Origin of the sequence: Rhodoplanes tepidamans, assembly GCF_030813915.1 — a bacterium.
In the GTDB taxonomy this organism is placed as follows: Bacteria; Pseudomonadota; Alphaproteobacteria; order Rhizobiales; family Xanthobacteraceae; genus Rhodoplanes; species Rhodoplanes tepidamans.
Genome location: NZ_JAUSUJ010000034.1, coordinates 1 through 17,163 on the forward strand (window position 1 = coordinate 1; position 17,163 = coordinate 17,163).

Annotated in this window: 17 protein-coding genes; 8 read left to right on the plus strand and 9 right to left on the minus strand. The window is 70.8% G+C overall.

Features of this window, described 5'->3' with window-relative positions; all coding sequences use genetic code 11:
• Nucleotides 1-109: 109 nt before the first annotated feature.
• Together J2S22_RS27910 and J2S22_RS27915 are read right to left on the minus strand one after the other, a co-directional pair.
• A complete protein-coding gene (locus J2S22_RS27910; RefSeq protein WP_272777916.1) occupies nt 110-781 on the minus strand; it encodes a 3-oxoacid CoA-transferase subunit B in 672 nt (223 codons plus the stop codon).
• The gene (locus J2S22_RS27915; RefSeq protein ID WP_272777917.1) at nt 781-1,434 is read right to left on the minus strand and encodes a CoA transferase subunit A; all 654 of its coding nucleotides are present in this window, start codon (nt 1,432-1,434) and stop codon (nt 781-783) included. Before J2S22_RS27915 ends, J2S22_RS27910 begins: the two co-directional genes overlap by 1 nt.
• Before the next feature lie 622 nt (nt 1,435-2,056).
• Here J2S22_RS27915 and J2S22_RS27920 point away from each other — a divergent pair.
• Entirely contained in the window at nt 2,057-3,448 is a 1,392-nt protein-coding gene (locus J2S22_RS27920; RefSeq protein WP_272777918.1) for a GntP family permease, read from the plus strand.
• A gap of 139 nt (nt 3,449-3,587) precedes the next feature.
• Entirely contained in the window at nt 3,588-4,370 is a 783-nt protein-coding gene (locus tag J2S22_RS27925) for a 3-hydroxybutyrate dehydrogenase (RefSeq protein WP_272777919.1), read from the plus strand.
• Nucleotides 4,371-4,601: 231 nt separating this feature from the next.
• On the opposite strand, the gene J2S22_RS27930 is transcribed toward J2S22_RS27925, so the two are convergent.
• The 4 genes from J2S22_RS27930 to J2S22_RS27945 form a co-directional block, all read right to left on the minus strand.
• A complete protein-coding gene (locus J2S22_RS27930) occupies nt 4,602-5,147 on the minus strand; it encodes a DUF1254 domain-containing protein (RefSeq protein ID WP_272777975.1) in 546 nt (181 codons plus the stop codon).
• A gap of 25 nt (nt 5,148-5,172) precedes the next feature.
• Nucleotides 5,173-5,754 (minus strand): DUF1214 domain-containing protein, encoded by a 582-nt coding sequence (locus J2S22_RS27935; protein ID WP_272777920.1) that lies wholly within the window; start codon nt 5,752-5,754, stop codon nt 5,173-5,175.
• Nucleotides 5,755-6,040: 286 nt separating this feature from the next.
• Complete coding sequence (locus tag J2S22_RS27940) at nt 6,041-8,281, minus strand: transglycosylase domain-containing protein (RefSeq protein ID WP_272777921.1); 2,241 nt, start codon at nt 8,279-8,281, stop codon at nt 6,041-6,043.
• A 286-nt stretch (nt 8,282-8,567) separates the two neighbouring features.
• Entirely contained in the window at nt 8,568-8,876 is a 309-nt protein-coding gene (locus tag J2S22_RS27945; protein WP_272777922.1) for a hypothetical protein, read from the minus strand.
• 404 nt (nt 8,877-9,280) lie between these two features.
• Here J2S22_RS27945 and J2S22_RS27950 point away from each other — a divergent pair, with 404 nt between their 5' ends.
• Nucleotides 9,281-9,841, plus strand: a complete 561-nt coding sequence (locus tag J2S22_RS27950) for a hypothetical protein (protein ID WP_272777923.1) — start codon at nt 9,281-9,283, stop codon at nt 9,839-9,841.
• 70 nt (nt 9,842-9,911) lie between these two features.
• On the opposite strand, the gene J2S22_RS27955 is transcribed toward J2S22_RS27950, so the two are convergent.
• Nucleotides 9,912-10,241 (minus strand): hypothetical protein, encoded by a 330-nt coding sequence (locus J2S22_RS27955; RefSeq protein ID WP_272777924.1) that lies wholly within the window; start codon nt 10,239-10,241, stop codon nt 9,912-9,914.
• Nucleotides 10,242-10,463: 222 nt separating this feature from the next.
• Here J2S22_RS27955 and J2S22_RS27960 point away from each other — a divergent pair, with 222 nt between their 5' ends.
• The 4 genes from J2S22_RS27960 to J2S22_RS27975 all read left to right on the plus strand — a co-directional run bounded on the left by J2S22_RS27960 (nt 10,464) and on the right by J2S22_RS27975 (nt 14,032).
• Nucleotides 10,464-10,874 carry a (R)-mandelonitrile lyase gene (locus tag J2S22_RS27960; protein ID WP_272777925.1) on the plus strand — a complete coding sequence of 137 codons (411 nt, stop codon included), beginning with the start codon at nt 10,464-10,466 and terminating at the stop codon, nt 10,872-10,874.
• Nucleotides 10,875-10,952: 78 nt separating this feature from the next.
• Complete coding sequence (locus tag J2S22_RS27965; RefSeq protein ID WP_272777926.1) at nt 10,953-11,639, plus strand: lectin; 687 nt, start codon at nt 10,953-10,955, stop codon at nt 11,637-11,639.
• Between the two features lie 312 nt (nt 11,640-11,951).
• Entirely contained in the window at nt 11,952-13,601 is a 1,650-nt protein-coding gene (locus tag J2S22_RS27970; RefSeq protein WP_272777927.1) for a fumarate hydratase, read from the plus strand.
• A gap of 122 nt (nt 13,602-13,723) precedes the next feature.
• Nucleotides 13,724-14,032, plus strand: coding sequence for a GIY-YIG nuclease family protein (locus tag J2S22_RS27975; protein WP_272777976.1), 309 nt, complete (start codon nt 13,724-13,726; stop codon nt 14,030-14,032).
• 186 nt (nt 14,033-14,218) lie between these two features.
• On the opposite strand, the gene J2S22_RS27980 is transcribed toward J2S22_RS27975, so the two are convergent.
• On the minus strand, nt 14,219-15,301 hold the full coding sequence (locus J2S22_RS27980) for a DUF3616 domain-containing protein (protein ID WP_272777928.1): 1,083 nt from the start codon (nt 15,299-15,301) through the stop codon (nt 14,219-14,221).
• Between the two features lie 189 nt (nt 15,302-15,490).
• Here J2S22_RS27980 and J2S22_RS27985 point away from each other — a divergent pair, with 189 nt between their 5' ends.
• Nucleotides 15,491-16,477 carry a Bug family tripartite tricarboxylate transporter substrate binding protein gene (locus J2S22_RS27985; RefSeq protein WP_272777929.1) on the plus strand — a complete coding sequence of 329 codons (987 nt, stop codon included), beginning with the start codon at nt 15,491-15,493 and terminating at the stop codon, nt 16,475-16,477.
• 233 nt (nt 16,478-16,710) lie between these two features.
• On the opposite strand, the gene J2S22_RS27990 is transcribed toward J2S22_RS27985, so the two are convergent.
• A complete protein-coding gene (locus J2S22_RS27990) occupies nt 16,711-17,133 on the minus strand; it encodes a DoxX family protein (RefSeq protein ID WP_272777977.1) in 423 nt (140 codons plus the stop codon).
• Nucleotides 17,134-17,163 lie beyond the last annotated feature (30 nt).

A 17,163-nucleotide genomic window follows, 5' to 3' on the forward strand; every position in this document is an offset into this window, starting at 1 on the left:
AGCGCCGAACCCGGAATCCAGCCGAGAACTCCGAGATTGTCGCTGGATTCCGGGTTCGCGGCTTCGCCGCGCCCCGGAATGACGGCGAACGGATCTCCCGGAAGCAGTATCAGGCGGCGGCCGCGGCGACGCCGAGATCCATCTCCGGCACGTCGCCCTTGATCACCAGCTTGGCCGAGGTCGCGGCGACGATCTGCTCGACCGTGACGCCCGGGGCGCGCTCGCGCAGCACCAGGCCCTCGTCGGTCGGCTCGATCACGGCGAGGTCGGTCACGATCAGGCTGATGCGGCGGATCGAGGTGAGCGGCAGCGTGCATTTCGGCACGATCTTGGGCGCACCCTTGGCGGTGTGGTTCATGGCGACGATCACCCGGCGGGCGCCGGTGACGAGGTCCATGGCGCCGCCCATGCCCGGCACCATCTTGCCCGGCACCACCCAGTTGGCGAGCAGGCCGTTCTCGTCGACCTCGAGCGCGCCCAGCACGGTGGCGTCGAGATGGCCGCCGCGGATCAGGCCGAACGAGTAGGCGCTGTCGATGGTCGCCGCGCCCGGCACGGCCGAGACGGTGCCGCCGCCGGCGTCGGTGAGATCGGGATCGTCCATCCCTTCCGGCGGCTTGGCGGCCAGCCCGACGATGCCGTTCTCCGACTCGAACAGCACGTTGGCGTGCTCGTCGATGTACCTGGCGACGCCGGTGGGCAGGCCGATGCCGAGATTGACCAGGCTGTTCGGCTTCAGCTCGCGGGCGACCCGGCGCTGGATGATCTCTTCGGGTTTCATCAGGCGGCCCTCTCGATCAGATAGTCGACCACGACGCCCGGCGTCTTGACGACGTCGGGCGAGATCATGCCGACGGGCAGGATCTCGCGCGGCTCGCAGATCACCGTCTGGGCGGCCAGCGCCATGATCGGATTGAAGTTCGTCGCGGTCAGCTGATACTGGAGGTTGCCCGAATAGTCGGCCTGGTCGGCGGCGATCAGGGCGAAGTCGGCCTTCAGCGGCTTGGCGAGCAGCCACGTCTCGCCGTCGATCTCGACCGTCTGCTGGCCCTCGGCCGCGATGGTGCCGAGCCCGGTCTTGGTCAGCACGCCGCCGAGCCCGTAGCCGCCGGCCCGGATGCGCTCCACCAGCGTGCCCTGCGGCACCAGCTCGACCTCGATGTCGCCGGCGATCATCGCCTTCTGGGTCTCCGGATTGAGACCGATGTGCGAGGCGATCAGCTTGGAGACGGCGCCGGCGCGGATCAGCTTGCCGATGTCGACGCCCGGCCGCGCCGTGTCGTTGGCGATCACGGTGAGGTTGCGCTTTCCGGACTGGGCCAGCGCGTCGAGCAGGCGGTGGGGAGAACCCACGCCCATGAAGCCGCCGATCATGAGGCGCGCGCCGTCGGGTACGAGCTTGGCCGCGTCTTCCGGTTTCAGGTGAGGTTTCATGAGGACACTCGTGGTTCGGTCGGCTGTCGGCGTGGCGCGCGACACGCAGGACCGGTTCGGAAGCAGACGCGCGTCTTATGCGGCCCCGCCTCGACTGCCGCATCGGTAATACACCTATGTCGTAGACTTACGTCGCGGCGGCGACGCGCCGGGATTCTCTTGGGAGTCGAGCGAGGAGACGCTCCTCGCTCGCGCCGCGGACGGTCGGGACGGCCTCCGGCGCCGGAGAAAAAATGTCATCTTTGTCACAAAGTAGAAAAATTGCTCGCCCAGTCGCCATGCTCGCAACGACATTTCTTGCGGGCCGATCTGCACGGGACGATTTCGCTGTCCGCAACCAGCGTGTCCCGGGGCAGAGGACTGCTGGAAAAAACCAAGTCGTAGTCGTGCGTAATAGGCCTAATACCTAGCGGGTCGGGCGGTTTGACAAAAGTCAACGCTGCTACACATGGTCGCGCCTAGAGGCGGTTCCGTGCAGCTAGTCCTACCGTCCTTGGAACAATACAAAACAGGACGCTGCGCGCTAAGTAAAAGTCCCGCCAACGACAGTCGAGGCGCGCCAAGATTCAGTAAATCCTCCGAGAGCGCCAGAACGTCCCCAATACCTTGGGAGTGCCTGCCCATGAGTTTTCTGATCTGTCTTGCTGCGCTCGGCTTCCTGATGTTCGTCGCCTATCGCGGCTACAGCGTGATTCTGTTCGCGCCCGTCGCCGCGATGGGCGCCGTGCTGCTGACCGATCCCGCCGCCGTCCCGCCGATCTTCACCGGCCTCTTCATGGAGCGCATGGTCGTCTTCGTGAAGCTGTACTTCCCGGTGTTCCTGCTCGGCGCCGTGTTCGGCAAGGTCATCGAGCTGTCCGGCTTCTCGCGCTCGATCGTCACCTCGGTCATCGGCCTGATCGGCCGCGAGCGGGCGATGGTCTCGATCGTGGCGGTGTGCTGCCTGCTCACCTATGGCGGCGTCTCGCTGTTCGTCGTGGTGTTCGCGGTCTATCCGTTCGCCGCCGAGATGTTCCGCCAGAGCGACATCCCGAAACGGCTGATTCCCGGCACCATCGCGCTCGGCGCCTTCACGGCGACCATGGATTCGTTCCCGGGCACGCCGCAGATCCAGAACATCATCCCGACCACCTTCTTCAAGACCACCACCTGGGCCGCCCCCATCCTCGGCACCTTCGGCGGCCTGTTCATCCTGGCCGTCGGCCTCCTGTATCTCGAGTGGCGCCGGCGCGCCGCCCAGAAGGCGGGCGAGGGCTACGGCACCGGCCACATCAACGAGCCGGAGCCGATCGGCTCCGACAAGCTGCCGAACCCGGTCATCGCGATGGCGCCGCTGCTTCTGGTGCTGGTGATGAACTTCATCTTCACCGACCTGATCAAGCGCTTCTACCCGGCCACCGTCGAGGTCGCGCTGATCCCCGGCGGCTCCAAGGTCATCCAGCAGACCTCGTCGGTCGCCGCCATCTGGGCGGTCGAGGGGGCCCTGATCATCGGCATCGTGTTCGTCGTGATCTTCGGCTGGAAGGCGATCGCGTCGCGCTTCGCCGCCGGCAGCCAGCAGGCGGTCGCCGGCTCGCTGCTCGCCTCGCTCAACACCGCCTCCGAGTACGGCTTCGGTGCCGTCATCGCGGCGCTGCCGGGCTTCATCTTCATCCGCGACGCCCTGACCGCGATCCCCAACCCGCTCGTCAACATCGCCATCTCGGTGACGGTGCTGGCCGGCATCACGGGCTCGGCGTCGGGCGGCATGTCGATCGCGCTGGCCGCCATGGCGGACCAGTTCGTCGCCATGGCCAACGCGGCCCACATCCCGCTGGAGGTGCTGCACCGGGTCGCCTCGATGGCGTCCGGCGGCATGGACACGCTGCCCCACAACGGCGCCGTGATCACGCTGCTCAACGTCACCGGCCTGACCCACCGGCAGTCCTACAAGGACATTTTCGCGATCACCTGCATCAAGACGAGCAGTGTCTTCGTGGTCATCGGGTTGTACTATCTGACCGGCCTCGTCTGAGCCGCGAACCGCCGTGCGGCCCAGGCCGCACGGCTCTCTTCCCGGTTCCGGTGCCGCGGCGCCCCTCGGCGGGCGGCGGCCGGGACGACCACGGAGCGGCGCGCCCCGCCCCCGTGCGCACAGGACCAAGGAGAGTTCCATGTTGAAGGGTAAAGTCGCCGTCGTGACCGGCTCGACCAGCGGCATCGGCCTGGGCGTCGCCCGGGCGCTGGCCGCCAAGGGCGCCGACATCATGCTCAACGGCTTCGGCGACCCCGCCGAGATCGAGAAGATCAAGACCGGCATCGCGAGCGAATTCGGCGTCAGGACCGCCTACAGCGGCGCCGACCTGTCCAAGCCGGCCGAGACCAAGGGCCTGATCGAGGCCGCCACCAGCGAGCTCGGCAAGGTCGACATCCTGGTCAACAATGCCGGCATCCAGGTGGTGTCGCCGGTGCAGGACTTCCCGGACGACAAGTGGGAGCTCGTCCTCTCGATCAACCTGTCGGCCGCCTTCTACGCCATCAAGGCGGTGGTGCCGCAGATGCAGGCGCGCAACTGGGGCCGCATCATCAACATCGCCTCGGTGCACGGCCTCGTCGCCTCGGTCAACAAGGCCGCCTACGTGTCGGCCAAGCACGGCCTCGTCGGCCTCACCAAGGTGGTGGCGCTGGAGAACGCCGAGACCGGCGTCACCTGCAACGCCATCTGCCCGGGCTGGGTGCTCACGCCCCTGGTGCAGAAGCAGATCGACGCCTGGGCCGAGCGCGAGAGCATCAGCAACGAGGAGGCGGGCCGCCGCCTGCTCACCGAGAAGCAGCCGTCCAAGCAGTTCGTCACGCCGGCGCAGCTCGGCGAGCTCGCCGTGTTCATGTGCTCGGACGCCGCCTCGCAGCTGCGCGGCGCCGCCATCAACATGGACGGCGGCTGGTACGCGCAGTAACGACGTCCTTCGTCAGGAGATGCGGCTGACGACGGCCGGGGTCGAAAGACCCCGGCCGTTCTGCTCGTCCGGTGCTTCGCCCTGCCGACCAGGGCTTTCTCGCTGACTTCGCCCGCACCCCGCTCGTGCCCGCGCCGGCGGGCATCCAGGGACGGCATGTCGTGAGGCTTCCGGGCCCCCGCCGTCGCGGGGACGAACGGAAACGGCCGAGTCGTCGCCGCCGAGAATGCGCTACGGCTGCGGCGTGCACTTCGCCGCCGAGACGGCGGCGGCGGCCATGGCGCGCAGGCCGGGCTCCGGCGACAGCGCCCGCACCACGATCAGGCCGGTTGGGGTCGGCGATTCGACGATCAGCCGGTCGGCCGCCGTGACGTCCTCCTCGGTCGGCAGCGCCTCGCGCTGCGCCGTGGTCATCAGGTCGAGCTCGATCACCCGGCGGCCGGCGGCGCGGTCGTTGATGGCGTAATAGGCGACGCCGGTGCGGTTGTAGAAGGTCACCGAGGTGTAGGCCTGGCTCACCGGGGCGGTCAGCTTGATGGCGCCGGAGCCGAGGTCGTAGCGGCACACCGCCGCCGCGAAGGCCGGGTCCATGAACGGCACCGCCGCCTTCTCGGGGGTCGGCTCGGGCAGCAGGGTGAAGCTGTTCACCGGCGTCACCGGCTCGAGCCGGGCATAGGCGTCGCGGGTCGCCGCCCGGGGCAGCCACAGCACCGTGGTGAAGTGGACGATGCCGCCGAGGATCACCCCGGCGAGCAGCCACAGGAGCCAGCGGATCAGCATCGGGGCCTCGCGGATCGCGTGCTCACGGGCAGGCCTCCGCCGCCACGATCGACGGCATCGGCGCCTCGCGCTCGGCCCGCGTGGCGATCCCGACCGGCGTGTCGTAGATGCGCAGGACCAGGAGGTAGCGCTCGACGCCGCCGGTGGGCAGCCAGTTGCCGGGGCGGGCGCGCGGCGCGATCACGATCTCGAACGAGCCGTCGCTGCGCCGCACCAGCTCCTGGCTGGTGAAGCCGTAGCGGCCGAGCGAGTTGGCGACCAGCGAGCCGTCCGGCCGGTAGAGCGTCAGGGTGAAGAAGCGCGCCTGCGGCGTGGTGCCGGTGACCCGGACGTCGCAGCGGCCGTCGAGCGGCCGGCCCTTGTCGTCGCCGCGCGCCGTGAAGGCGACGCCGTCGCCGAGCCCGACCGGCAGCAGCCCGCCGCGCGACACCGCGGCGCGCGCATAGGGGTCGATCTCGGCGCTGCCGGCGCGCGGATAGGCCGTCCAGGCGCCGAGCGTCACGGCCCCGAACGCCACCCCGCGGGTCAGCGCCAGCCAGGTCGAGCCGAGGCCGATCGCCGCCGCGACCATCAGGGACAGGAGAGCACCGATCAGCAGCCGCACGGCCGCCTCCGCGTCTGGGATTCACGTTCGCGCCCAGAGGGACGTGAAAGGAAGCGCGACCCGCGTGGTATCGCCGCACGGCGCCCCGGGTCAAACAGCAAATCGACGACCCGGGAGCCGGGGCGTCCGCGGGCGCGGTCGGAGCGGTCGGCGCCGGCCTGGCCCCACTCTCCGCCCGGTCCCGGGCAAGCGGGACTCCAGAGCCGCACGCCGTGCGGCCCCTGGGTCCCCGCCTGCGCGGGGACGAGCGGAAACAGGGACTGAGTCATCGCGATCGATGCGCGTTCTAGTCCCGCCGCACCGCCGGCAGGACCTTGTCGGCGGCCGCGGTTGCGCCGGGGATCGCGGGCGGGGCGGAGGTCTGGGGCCCGAGCTTCGGCGTGGTGGCGACCGCGGCGGCGCGCGCCGCCTCGTCCATCAGCCGCTCGATCCGCACCAGCGACTGGGCGCCCTTGCTGGACAGCATCGCCGGTCGCGGCACGTCGCTCGTCTCGGCGATGCGCGGGCCGATCTGGGCCGGGTTCGGCGGCAGGCCGGGGATGTTCTTCAGCTCGATGCCCTGGTGGGCGTATTCCATGATGGTGTGCCACACCATGGCCGGCATCGAGCCGCCGGTCATGCGGTTGAGCGGCGTGTAGTCGTCGTTGCCGAACCACACGCCGCAGACGAAGTTGCCCGTGTAGCCGACGAACCAGGCGTCCCGGTAGGCGTTGGTGGTGCCGGTCTTGCCGGCCGCCTTGATGCCGTTGAGCATGGCGCGCCGCGCCGTGCCCTCCTCGACCACCTTGTTCATCATGAAGGCCATGTCGGCGGCGACCCGCTCCGGCATCACTTGGCGCGGCTGCGGGCCGTCGCGGTCGAAGCGCCAGATGGTCTCGCCCATGCCGGTGCGCACCTCGAGGATGGCGTGTGCCCGCACCGCCCTGCCGGCGTTCGGGAAGGTCGCGTAGGCGACCGTGTGGTCGAGCACCGTCACCTCGGCGGCGCCGATCGGCAGCGACGGCGTGTCGGTGAGCGGCGTGCGCAGGCCCATGCTGCGGGCGAGCGCGACGATCTTGTTGCGGCCGGCCCGCGGGCTGCCCTTGCCGACGAAGTTGGCGAGCTTGACCGCGATCGTGTTGATCGAGCGCTTCAGCGCGTCGGTCAGCTGCATCGAGCCCGAATAGCCGCCCGAATAGTTCTTCGGGCACCAGTTGCCGACGCAGACCGGGCCGTCGACCACGATCGACTTCGGCGTCATGCCCTCGATCAGGGCGGCGGCGTAGACATAGGGCTTGAACGAGGAGCCGGGCTGGCGCAGCGCGTCGGTGGCGCGGTTGAATTGGCTCTCGCCGTAGTCGACGCCGCCGACGATCGCCCGCACGGCGCCCTCGTTGTCGGCCACCACGGTCGCCGCCTGGCGGGCCCGGTAGTCGCGGCCGTACTGCTTGATGGCGTTCTGGATGGCGTTGTCGGCGGTCTGCTGCAGGCCGACGTCGAGGGCGGTGCGCACCACGAAGGCGCGCTCGACGATCGACTTGGGCAGCGTGTCGACGAGCTTGCGCATCTCGTCGAAGGCGTAGTCGAGATAGTAGTTGGGGGCGCTCTCGTCGCGCCGGTCGATGGTCTTGGCCGGGTTGCGGCGGGCGCCGAACACCTGGCCCTCGGTCATGAACCCGGCCTCGACCAGGTTGTCGAGCACCACGTTGGCGCGGGCGCGGGCGGCCGGCAGGTTGATGTGCGGGGCGAACTTGGTCGGCGCCTTGAACAGGCCGGCCAGCATGGCCGCCTCCGGCAGCGTCACGTCGCGGGCCGACTTGCCGAAATAGTACTGGGCCGCGGCGTCGACCCCGTAGGTGCCGCCGCCCATGTAGGCGCGGTCGAGATAGAGCTTGAGGATCTCGTTCTTGGTCAGCCGGGTCTCCAGCCACAGCGCCAGGAACGCCTCCTTGACCTTGCGCTCGATGGTGCGCTCGTTCGACAGGAACAGGTTCTTGGCGAGCTGCTGGGAGAGCGACGAGCCGCCCTGGACGACGCCGCCGGCCCGCGCATTGGTGACCAGGGCCCGCATCGTGCCGGCGATGTCGATGCCGAAATGCTCGTAGAAGCGCCGGTCCTCGGTGGCCAGCACGGCCTTGATCAGGTGGTCCGGGAAGTCCTCGAGCGGGATCGAGTCGTTGTGCTTGATGCCGCGCGAGCCGACCTCGTTGCCGTAGCGGTCGAGGAAGACCACGGCCAGCTCGGACTTCTTCAGCCAGTCCTCGTCGGAGGTCTCCTGGAAGGCGGGAATCGCCAGCGCCAGCATCAGGACGAGGCCGACCAGGCCGAGGGTGAGCGCCTCCGAGGTCGGCTCGACCAGCAGCCAGCGCCGCCAGCCGCCGACATAGAAGCGGTCCATGAACACCACGAACCGCTCGAAGGCGTCGCGGGTCCAGCGGAAGCCCTTGAAGATCCCGAAGTCGAGGCGCGAATCGAGGTCGAGCAGGAAGCGCCGGAAGCGCTCCCACAGGGACACGTGCCGGTGGCGGTCGGGGTTGTCCTGGTTCAAAGCCGCTTCCCTCTCGCCGGACCCTCGATCCCCGCCGCCGCACGGGCCGGCGGCGCACGCGCCAGCCGGCACCGCCCGGGTCGGGCGAACCCGGCGGAACCGACACGCGACGCGGAACAGTTCCGTTTATCCGATGCGCCCGGGCGGGCCAATGGCGCGCAAGTCACAAAGCGCAGGAATTATGGGAGGAGTATGGCCGGGCCGGCGGCGCCGGCCGGGCCGCGCGAGGCCCCGACGGGGCCCCGGACGGGCGGGCGGGAGCCGCCCCGGGCGGTCAGGAGGGCGGTCAGTACAGGGTGCGCACCGGCGGGCCGTAGACCATCCACTTGCGCGGGTCGTAGCCCTTGGGGAAGTGGCACTTGAACGACACGTAGTCGCCGTAGCGGCGGTGCACCGAGGTGATCTGGGCGGCCTTGTTCCACTGGGCGCAGTGCGCGGCGGCGATGTCGCGGTAGACATGGGCGATCGCCGGCGACCAGGCGATGATGCCGCCGGTGTCGTTGCCCTCGAACGGGCGGACGTCGAGAAAGCCGGCGGCTGCCGGGGCGGCCGCGAACGGCACCAGCAGCAGGGCGGCGAGCAGGCCTTTGCGCATCGCTGACCTCGGGGTGGCGCGGCCGTCGCCGCGCGCGTGGATCCGCCGGCACGATCCCACGCCGGCCGCCTCCCGGGCAACCGGGCCGGGGCGGATTTCGCCGCCCTGTCGCCCGCCGGCCACAGCCGGGGGAGGGGGCCGCGCCCGCGCGCCGGGCACCCCCGGGGCCCCGTCCGCCGGACGCGCCGATGCTCCCAAAAACGTGATCGTCGCCAGGGCCCGGTGGGGCAACTTTTTAGCATTTTGCGGGTTTGTTAGCGCACGTCGACCGAACCGCCCGCGCGGTGCGGCCGACCAACACGTCGAAACGCGCGGCACGATCGGAACGCGCGACCTCGGAACACGCGATTCCAGAACACGCGACACAACAGGCGTCGAACACCTCGTCCTCGGGAGTCACCGTCATGTCCGTCCGAACGCTCGTGCGGCGCTGCGCCGTCCTGACCGGTCTTCTCGCCGCGGCGGCGCTCGCGACCCTCGGCGGCCCGGCCGGGGCGCGCGAGACCGACACCTCGGCCAAGACCTTCCTGTCCGGCATCTACCAGACCTATGTCGGCAACTCCGCCGGCACCGCGAAGGGCGTGGCGCTCGATTCGCCCGAGGCGGTGAAGCGCTACTTCTCGCACGGGCTCGCCTCGGTGATCCTGGAGGACGGCGTCGACGTCCGCCCGGCGGGCGGCGGCCTGGTGATCGGCAGCGATCCCTTCGTCGGCCGCGAGTCCTGGGACATCGCCGACCTCAAGATCGACGTGAAGGACGCCGGGCCGGCCAAGGCGATCGGCACCGTGACGTTCTCCAACTTCGGCAAGCCCGAATCCGTGACGGTCGAGCTCCTCAAGGTCGGCACCGCCTGGCGGGTGTCGGAGATCAAGTGGGGTCCGCTGACCCTGCGCGGCCTCTACAAGACCAAGTGGCAGGCGGCGACCCAGCCCCAGGCCTCGCTCGACCCGTCCCGGGTGAAGTGATCCGGATCGGGGTGGCGCGTCGCGCGTCGTCCCGGCGGTCCGTGCCGCCGCCCCTCGCCCGTCCGGACGCTCAGTCGCGTGACCGGTGGTCCGCCCGCGCCGCGATCCGCACCGGGATCGGGTGCGCCCGCAGCGGCCGGGCACTGCCGCCGCGCGGCTCCTCCGCCTCCCCCGAAAAGCTCGTCGCGAACGCCGCGCAGGTGAACAGGCCTGCCAGCGCCAGCATCAAGAGCCCGGCGCCGAGCCCGTATTCGGCGGCCAGCAGCACGCCGTCGGCCCGCGTGTCGGTGGCGACGGCGAGACCCGCGACCGTCAGCGCCGCGAGCGTCACCCCGGTCACGGCCGGTGCCGCGAACAGGCGGGCAGGGCCGACAGGGGTCTTGCGGCGGTGCAGGGGCATGGGCGCGGCTCCGCCGGCTGTCGTCTCTCCCCGTGGCTCAACCGGAGGCCGTGCGGCCGGTTCCCCGCCCTCGGCGTCGGCGCGTGCCGCCGGGGCCGGTCGCTCCCTGTCGCGCGCCCCCTGTCGCGGGCGTCGCCGGGCTCTATAGTCGGCCCGGTCGGTCCGGCGGCGCGTCGCCCTCGGACCGGCGCAGGGAACGAAACGGTTCGGAGAAGGACAGACATGGACATTCAGACCTGCGGCAGCGTGCCGTCGCGGCGGGCGAACCCGGACTGGTTTTCCGGGACGGTGTGGCAGGACCCGGTGGTCGAGGCGCCGGCGCCGGCCCGCATCCGCTCCGCCTGGGTGCGCTTCGAGCCGTCCGCCCGCACCAACTGGCACACCCATCCGCTCGGCCAGACCCTGGTGATCGTCTCCGGCAAGGGCCGGGTGCAGACCTGGGGCGGCCCGGTGCGCGAGGTGCGGGCCGGCGACGTGGTGTGGATCCCGCCGGGCGAGAAGCACTGGCACGGCGCCGCCCTCGACGTCGCCATGGAGCACCTCGCCATGCACGAGGCCAATGCCGAGGGAAAGCACGTCGACTGGATGGAGAAGGTCACCGACGCGGACTACGGGGCGCCGCTCGGCGCATGATCGCTCGGCGGCCGGGCGGCTCCGTCCGCCCGGCCGCACCCGCCCCGCCGGAACGAGAAACCATCAGGGAGGACTGCCATGACAAGGACGAGGTGCCCGTTCGCCGCGACCGCGGCGTCTCTCGCGCTCGCCGGCGGCCTCGGGCTCGCCGCCCCGGCGGCGGCCCAGCAGGCCGGCATGAGCTTCTTCGTCACCAGCCAGGGACCCGGCAAGGGCGGCGATCTCGGCGGCCTCGCCGGCGCCGACCGCCACTGCCAGATGCTCGCCGTCGCGGTCGGGGCCGGCGGCAAGACCTGGCGCGCCTACCTCTCGACCCAGGCGGTCGACGGCGCGGAGGCGGTGAACGCCCGCGACCGCATCGGCCGCGGCCCGTGGACCAACGCCAAGGGCGAGGTGATCGCCAGGGACGTCGACGACCTGCACGGCGGACGCAACAACCTCACCAAGCAGACGGCGCTGAGCGAGAAGGGCGAGGTGATCAACGGCCGCGGCGACACGCCGAACCGCCACGACGTCCTCACCGGCTCGCAGCCGGACGGCCGCGCCTTCCCGCCCGGCGAGGACCGCACCTGCCGCAACTGGACCAGCGGCACGACCGGCAGCGCCATGGTCGGCCACCACGACCGCATCGGCCTGCGCGACGACGAGCCGTCGCGCTCGTGGAACGCCTCGCATCCCTCGCGCGGCCCCGGCGGCGGCTGCACCCAGGCCGACCTCCGCTCCACCGGCGGCGACGGGCTCCTGTACTGCTTCGCCGTGGAGTGACGGGGGCACCTAACCTCTCCCCGCAAGCGGGGAGAGGTCGGCGCGCGAAGCGCGGCGGGTAAGGGGCCTCGCGGCGACTCTCGACGTCTCTGCTCTGTGGCGGCGCCCCCTCATCCGTCTCGCCGCTCTGCGGCGAGACGCCTTCTCCCCGCCTGCGGGGAGAAGCCGAAACGGGCTCCGTGCCCGCGGCCCCGCCGGCGTGCCACCCCGCTCCACGCCCGGCATGGGGCCCATCCCGCCGGTCCTCTCCCCGAAACCCTGTAATCGTTCTATAAGCGGCGGTCCCCCGCGGAACGAGCCAGGATTGATGCCATGAACGCGCCTGCCAACATCCTTCCGCCCTTCAAGCACACGAGCCTGTTCCCGACCGGCAAGGACACGACGCCCTACCGCAAGATCACGTCGGAGGGGGTGCGGGTCGAGAAGGCCTTCGGGCGTGACTTCCTGGTGGTCGAGCCGGGCGCCCTGAAGGCGCTGGCCGAGGCCGCCTATGTCGACATCAGCCACCTGCTGCGTCCGGCGCATCTCAAGCAGCTGCGCGCCATCATCGAGGACCCGGAGGCGTCCGCGAACGACAAGTTCGTCGCCTTCGACTTCCTCAAGAACGCCAACATCGCGGCCGGCGGCGTGCTGCCGATGTGCCAGGACACCGGCACGGTCATCATCAGCGGCAAGAAGGGCCGGCGGGTGTGGACCGAGGGCGACGACGAGGCGGCGCTCGCCGAGGGCGCCCGCGACGCCTATCTCAAGAAGAACCTGCGCTACTCGCAGCTCGCGCCGATCTCGATGTTCGAGGAGAAGAACACCCGCAACAACCTGCCGGCCCAGATCGAGATCGCGGCCGACACCCACGGCGACGAGCTCGCCTACAAGTTCCTGTTCATCGCCAAGGGCGGCGGCTCGGCCAACAAGTCCTACCTCTACCAGGGCACGCCCTCGATCCTCACCCACGACCGCATGGTCGCCTTCCTGAAGGACAAGATTCTGTCGCTCGGCACGGCGGCGTGCCCGCCCTATCACCTCGCCATCGTGATCGGCGGCACGTCGGCCGAGCTCACCATGAAGACGGTCAAGCTCGCGTCGGTGAAGTATCTGGACGGCCTGCCGACCGAGGGCTCCGAGGACGGCCACGCCTTCCGGGATCTCAACATGGAGGCGGAGATCCTGAAGCTCACCCAGGATCTCGGCGTCGGCGCGCAGTTCGGCGGCAAGTATTTCTGCCACGACGTGCGGGTGATCCGGCTGCCGCGCCACGGCGCCTCGCTGCCGATCGGCATCGGTGTGTCGTGCTCGGCCGACCGCCAGGCGGTCGGCAAGATCACGCCCGAGGGCGTGTTCCTGGAGGAGCTGGAGCACAACCCGGCCCAGTACATGCCGGAGATCGACCTCCACAAGCTCGGCGGCAAGGTCGTGCACATCGACCTGAGGAAGCCGATGCCGGAGATCCTCGCCGAGCTGACGAAGCATCCGATCAAGACGCTGTGCAAGCTGTCCGGACCCATGATCGTCGCGCGCGACCTCGCCCACGCCAAGCTGCGCGAGCGGCTGGAGAGCGGCCAGGGCCTGCCCGACTACGTCAAGAACCACCCGATCTATTACGCCGGTCCCGCCAAGACGCCGGAGGGCTACGCCTCGGGCGCCTTCGGCCCCACCACGGCCGGCCGCATGGACTCCTACGTCGCCGACTTCCAGGCCGCCGGCGGCTCGCTGGTCACGGTCGCCAAGGGCAACCGCTCGCCGGCGGTGCGCGAGGCCTGCCAGAAATACGGCGGCTTCTATCTCGCCTCGATCGGCGGCGCCGCGGCGAACCTCGCCGAGTACTGCATCAAGAAGGTCGAGGTGCTGGAATATCCCGAGCTCGGCATGGAAGCGATCTGGCGCATCGAGGTCGAAGACTTCCCCGCCTTCATCGTCGTCGACGACAAGGGCAACGACTTCTTCAAGGAGCTGAACCTGGGGTAGGGGGGCGGCGGCGCGCCGCCACTCGCCACACCAGAATCGATCCGTCACCCTGAGGTGCTCGCCGAAGGCGAGCCTCGAAGGGCGACGGCCCGGAGCGGCGCGAAATCGCAATGGAGCTTGCGATGGGCGCGGTCGTCTACATGTTGCTTTGTGCCGATGGGTCCTACTACGTCGGGAGCACCACGGACGATGGGCTCGAACGCCGTGTGGCGGAGCACAACGCCGGAGTTCATCCCGACGCGTATACATGGTCGCGTCGGCCCGTGGCCGTCGTCTGGAGCGAGCAGTTCGACCGCATCACGGATGCGATAGCAGTCGAACGGCAGCTCAAGGGGTGGAGTCGTGCGAAGAAGCACGCGCTCGTCCGCGGCGATTGGCCCGGAGTCGTCCGTGCAGCGAAACGGCGCGGCGGTCGCGATCCATCGCCGTAAGGGCCGTCGCCCTTCGAGGCCCGGCTGCGCCGGGCACCTCAGGGTGACGGGGCGAAGCTTTGGGCCGCTGCACCGGCATATTGCAGCACTGCCTCTCACCGTCACCCTGAGGTGCTCGCCGAAGGCGAGCCTCGAAGGGCGACGGCCCGAGTCTCGGGGCCCGCTGGCCCTGAATGGCTGCCACCCTCACCGCCGCACCCGGTACTCCGTCGGAAACCCGTTCTCGGCGCCGTCGTAGAGGATCAGCAGGTGCAGCGGCTTGTCGGGCGCGTCGCGCAGCACCAGCACGGTCTCGGCCTTGGCGTCCTCGGGCAGGCCCTTCGGCGGGGTGAGGGTGCCGAGCGGGGCGAGCGCGCCGGTCGTCTCGTTCCAGTGCCACAGGGCGGGCGGCACGGCCTGGTCGTTGACCGGGCCGGACAGGACGATCAGGCCGTCGCGCACCGCCGCGAGGTCGCGGATGCCGGTGGTCGGTCCCAGCGCGAGGCGGGTCACCGTCGGGGCGAGCGGCTTGTCCGAGGAGAACACCGCCTCGGCGTCGACGCTCAGGATGAAGGCCTGGCCGTCCACCGACGGCCCGCGAAAGCCGAGATGCATGCGGCCGTCCTTCACGGCGATCCCCTCGACGTTGACGCCGTTGCGGTCGAGCGGCTGGTCGTAGAACGCCCCGATGCCGTCGGCGGCGCGCATCGCCTCGCCGAGCCGGGTCGAGCGCTCGACCCCGGTCGGCTCCTCCTCGGAGACCGGGAACGTCGGCCGGCCGCGGGCGTCGACCGGGAAGCGCATCACCACGAAGCGGGCGCTGCCGGCGCCGTCGCCGTGGCGCGGCCGGCCGTGCGAGCCGACCACCCAGAAGAACCCGTCGGCGAAGGCGACGCCCTCGGCGTCGGGATCGCCCCGCACGTCCTTGGCCGTGAGACGGATCACCGTGCCGGGCTCGAGCGTGCGGTCCTTCACCGCGAAGAACTGGGCGTACTTCTTCTCGTCGTTGACGATCAGGCAGGAGGCGAGGCGCGGCCGCGCCGGCGCGCAGGCGGCGCCCGAGAGGTTCATGCGGGCGCGGGTGCGCGCCGTCTCGCCGGCCGCCTTCCGGGCGAAGTCGCCGTCGACCGACCAGGTCTTCTTCGCCGGGGCGAGCGCCGGCATCTCGGCGGCGGCCGGCGCGGCCACGGCCGCCGCGGCGGCGGCGAGCCACAGCGGCACGGCCACCGCCACGAGGAGACGGAGCGGACGGACGGGACCCCGGCCCGGGGGCGGCGACACGAGCGGCATGGGACGACCTCTTGATCGTCCCACCTAGCGCGGAGCCGGGGCCGGACGCAATCGGCAGCCGGCCCGTCGGCGGCGGGGATGGCCTCGCGCCCGAAAAGGCGCTTTGATGCCGAAAAGCCCGGCCGCACCCGCGGCGGGACGGGGCCGGAACCGGGCCGGCCGCGTCCGCAATCCAGTGAAGGATCTCCCATGCCGACCCTGCCCGTCTCGCGCCGCCTCGTCGTTTCGGGGCTCGCCGCCGCGCTCCTGCCCGCCTCGGCCCTGCGGGCCGAGGACCAGTGGCCCACCCGTCCCGTCACCCTGATCGTGCCCTTCGCGGCCGGCGGCTCGACCGACGTGATCGCCCGCGTCGTCGCCGAAGGGCTGCGCCAGGAGCTCGGCCAGCCCGTGCTGGTCGACAACCGTGGCGGTGCCGGCGGCACCATCGGCACGGCGGCGATCGTCAAGGCCCAGCCCGACGGCTACACGATCGGCATGGGCACGGCCTCGACGCTGGCCATCAATCCGGCGGCCTACAAGACTCTCGGCTACGACGTGCTCACCGGCCTGATCCCGGTCAGCAACATCGCCGCGGTGCCCAACATCATGTCGATCAATGCCGACGTGAAGGCGGCCGACATGGCGGCCTTCGTCGCGCTCGCCAAGGCGCAGCCCGGCAAGCTCGCCTACGCGTCGGCCGGCATCGGCTCGGTCAGCCACCTGATGGGCGAGCAGCTCAAGCTCGCCACCGGCACCGACATCGTGCACGTGCCGTATCGCGGCATCGGCCCGGCCCTCAACGACACGGTCGCCGGCCAGGTGCAGGTGCTGTTCGACAATCTGCCCTCGACCCTGCCGATGGTGCAGGCCGGCAAGCTGCGGGCGCTCGCCGTGTCGGGGCCGAAGCGGGTCGCGGCGCTGCCCGACGTGCCGACCTTCACGGAGCTCGGTCTCGACGATCTCGGCTGGATGGCGTTCTTCGGCATCGTGGTGCCCGACAGGACGCCGCCCGCCATCGTGTCGAAGCTGCACGCCGCCACCGTCAAGGCGCTCGGCCACGAGGAGGTGAAGACCCGCCTCGTCGCCCAGCAGGCCGTGCTGGTCGGCAACGGGCCGCAGGAGTTCGCCGCCGAGATCCGCCGCGACCTCGCCCGCATGAAGCGCGCCGTCGCCGCCGCGAAGATCGAGCTGAACTGATCAGGTCGTCGCCTGCGCGCGCGGTCCGTGCCGCCCGCGGCGCCACTTCCCTCTCCCCTCGTGGGAGAGGGTGCCCTCGCGGAGCGAGGGCGGGTGAGGGGGCGTGCCGCGAGCTCCGAGCAAGAGGAGAGCCCCCTCACCCGTCTCGCCGCTGCGCGGCGAGCCACCCTCTTGTCGCGCGAGAGCGCGACCCGCGAGGGGAGAGGGAAAGGAGCCGACAGGTCTTCCGGGCACTACCCCCCGAACCGCCGCGCCAGCACATGATCCAGCGACACCGCGCCGGCGCCGCGGGTCATCAGGATCAGCAGGCAGGCGGCCCAGGTGCCGTGGGTCGGCCAGGCGTCGGGATAGACGAGGATCTCGATCACCAGCGTCATGATCAGCAGCGCCAGCGCCGAGAGCCGCGTGGCGAGGCCGAGCACCAGCAGCACCGGGAACAGATGCTCGGCGATCGCCGCCGCATACGCCGTGACCGTCGGATCGACCAGCGGCAGCCGGTACTCGTCGCGGAACAGGTCGACGGCCGTCTCCGACAGGGCGAAGCCGTCCACCTTGGTCTGGCCGGAGCGCCAGAACACGCCGGCGATCGACAGCCGCGCCACCAGGGCGACCAGCCCGTAGGGGATGCGCTCCAGCGCGGCCGTGACGCCGCGCATCAGGGCGACGGCCGGCGAGGCGGCGGGACG

Bases quoted from the DNA above. Each gene is read 5' to 3' on its own strand.
- J2S22_RS27975 (WP_272777976.1), top strand. From the start codon at position 13,724: ATGGGCGCGGTCGTCTACATGTTGCTTTGTGCCGATGGGTCCTACTAC.
- J2S22_RS27965 (WP_272777926.1), top strand. From the start codon at position 10,953: ATGACAAGGACGAGGTGCCCGTTCGCCGCGACCGCGGCGTCTCTCGCG.
- J2S22_RS27910 (WP_272777916.1), bottom strand. From the start codon at position 781: ATGAAACCCGAAGAGATCATCCAGCGCCGGGTCGCCCGCGAGCTGAAG.
- J2S22_RS27970 (WP_272777927.1), top strand. From the start codon at position 11,952: ATGAACGCGCCTGCCAACATCCTTCCGCCCTTCAAGCACACGAGCCTG.
- J2S22_RS27990 (WP_272777977.1), bottom strand. From the start codon at position 17,133: ATGCGCGGCGTCACGGCCGCGCTGGAGCGCATCCCCTACGGGCTGGTC.
- J2S22_RS27950 (WP_272777923.1), top strand. From the start codon at position 9,281: ATGTCCGTCCGAACGCTCGTGCGGCGCTGCGCCGTCCTGACCGGTCTT.
- J2S22_RS27960 (WP_272777925.1), top strand. From the start codon at position 10,464: ATGGACATTCAGACCTGCGGCAGCGTGCCGTCGCGGCGGGCGAACCCG.
- J2S22_RS27925 (WP_272777919.1), top strand. From the start codon at position 3,588: ATGTTGAAGGGTAAAGTCGCCGTCGTGACCGGCTCGACCAGCGGCATC.
- J2S22_RS27980 (WP_272777928.1), bottom strand. From the start codon at position 15,301: ATGCCGCTCGTGTCGCCGCCCCCGGGCCGGGGTCCCGTCCGTCCGCTC.
- J2S22_RS27955 (WP_272777924.1), bottom strand. From the start codon at position 10,241: ATGCCCCTGCACCGCCGCAAGACCCCTGTCGGCCCTGCCCGCCTGTTC.
- J2S22_RS27920 (WP_272777918.1), top strand. From the start codon at position 2,057: ATGAGTTTTCTGATCTGTCTTGCTGCGCTCGGCTTCCTGATGTTCGTC.
- J2S22_RS27945 (WP_272777922.1), bottom strand. From the start codon at position 8,876: ATGCGCAAAGGCCTGCTCGCCGCCCTGCTGCTGGTGCCGTTCGCGGCC.
- J2S22_RS27985 (WP_272777929.1), top strand. From the start codon at position 15,491: ATGCCGACCCTGCCCGTCTCGCGCCGCCTCGTCGTTTCGGGGCTCGCC.
- J2S22_RS27915 (WP_272777917.1), bottom strand. From the start codon at position 1,434: ATGAAACCTCACCTGAAACCGGAAGACGCGGCCAAGCTCGTACCCGAC.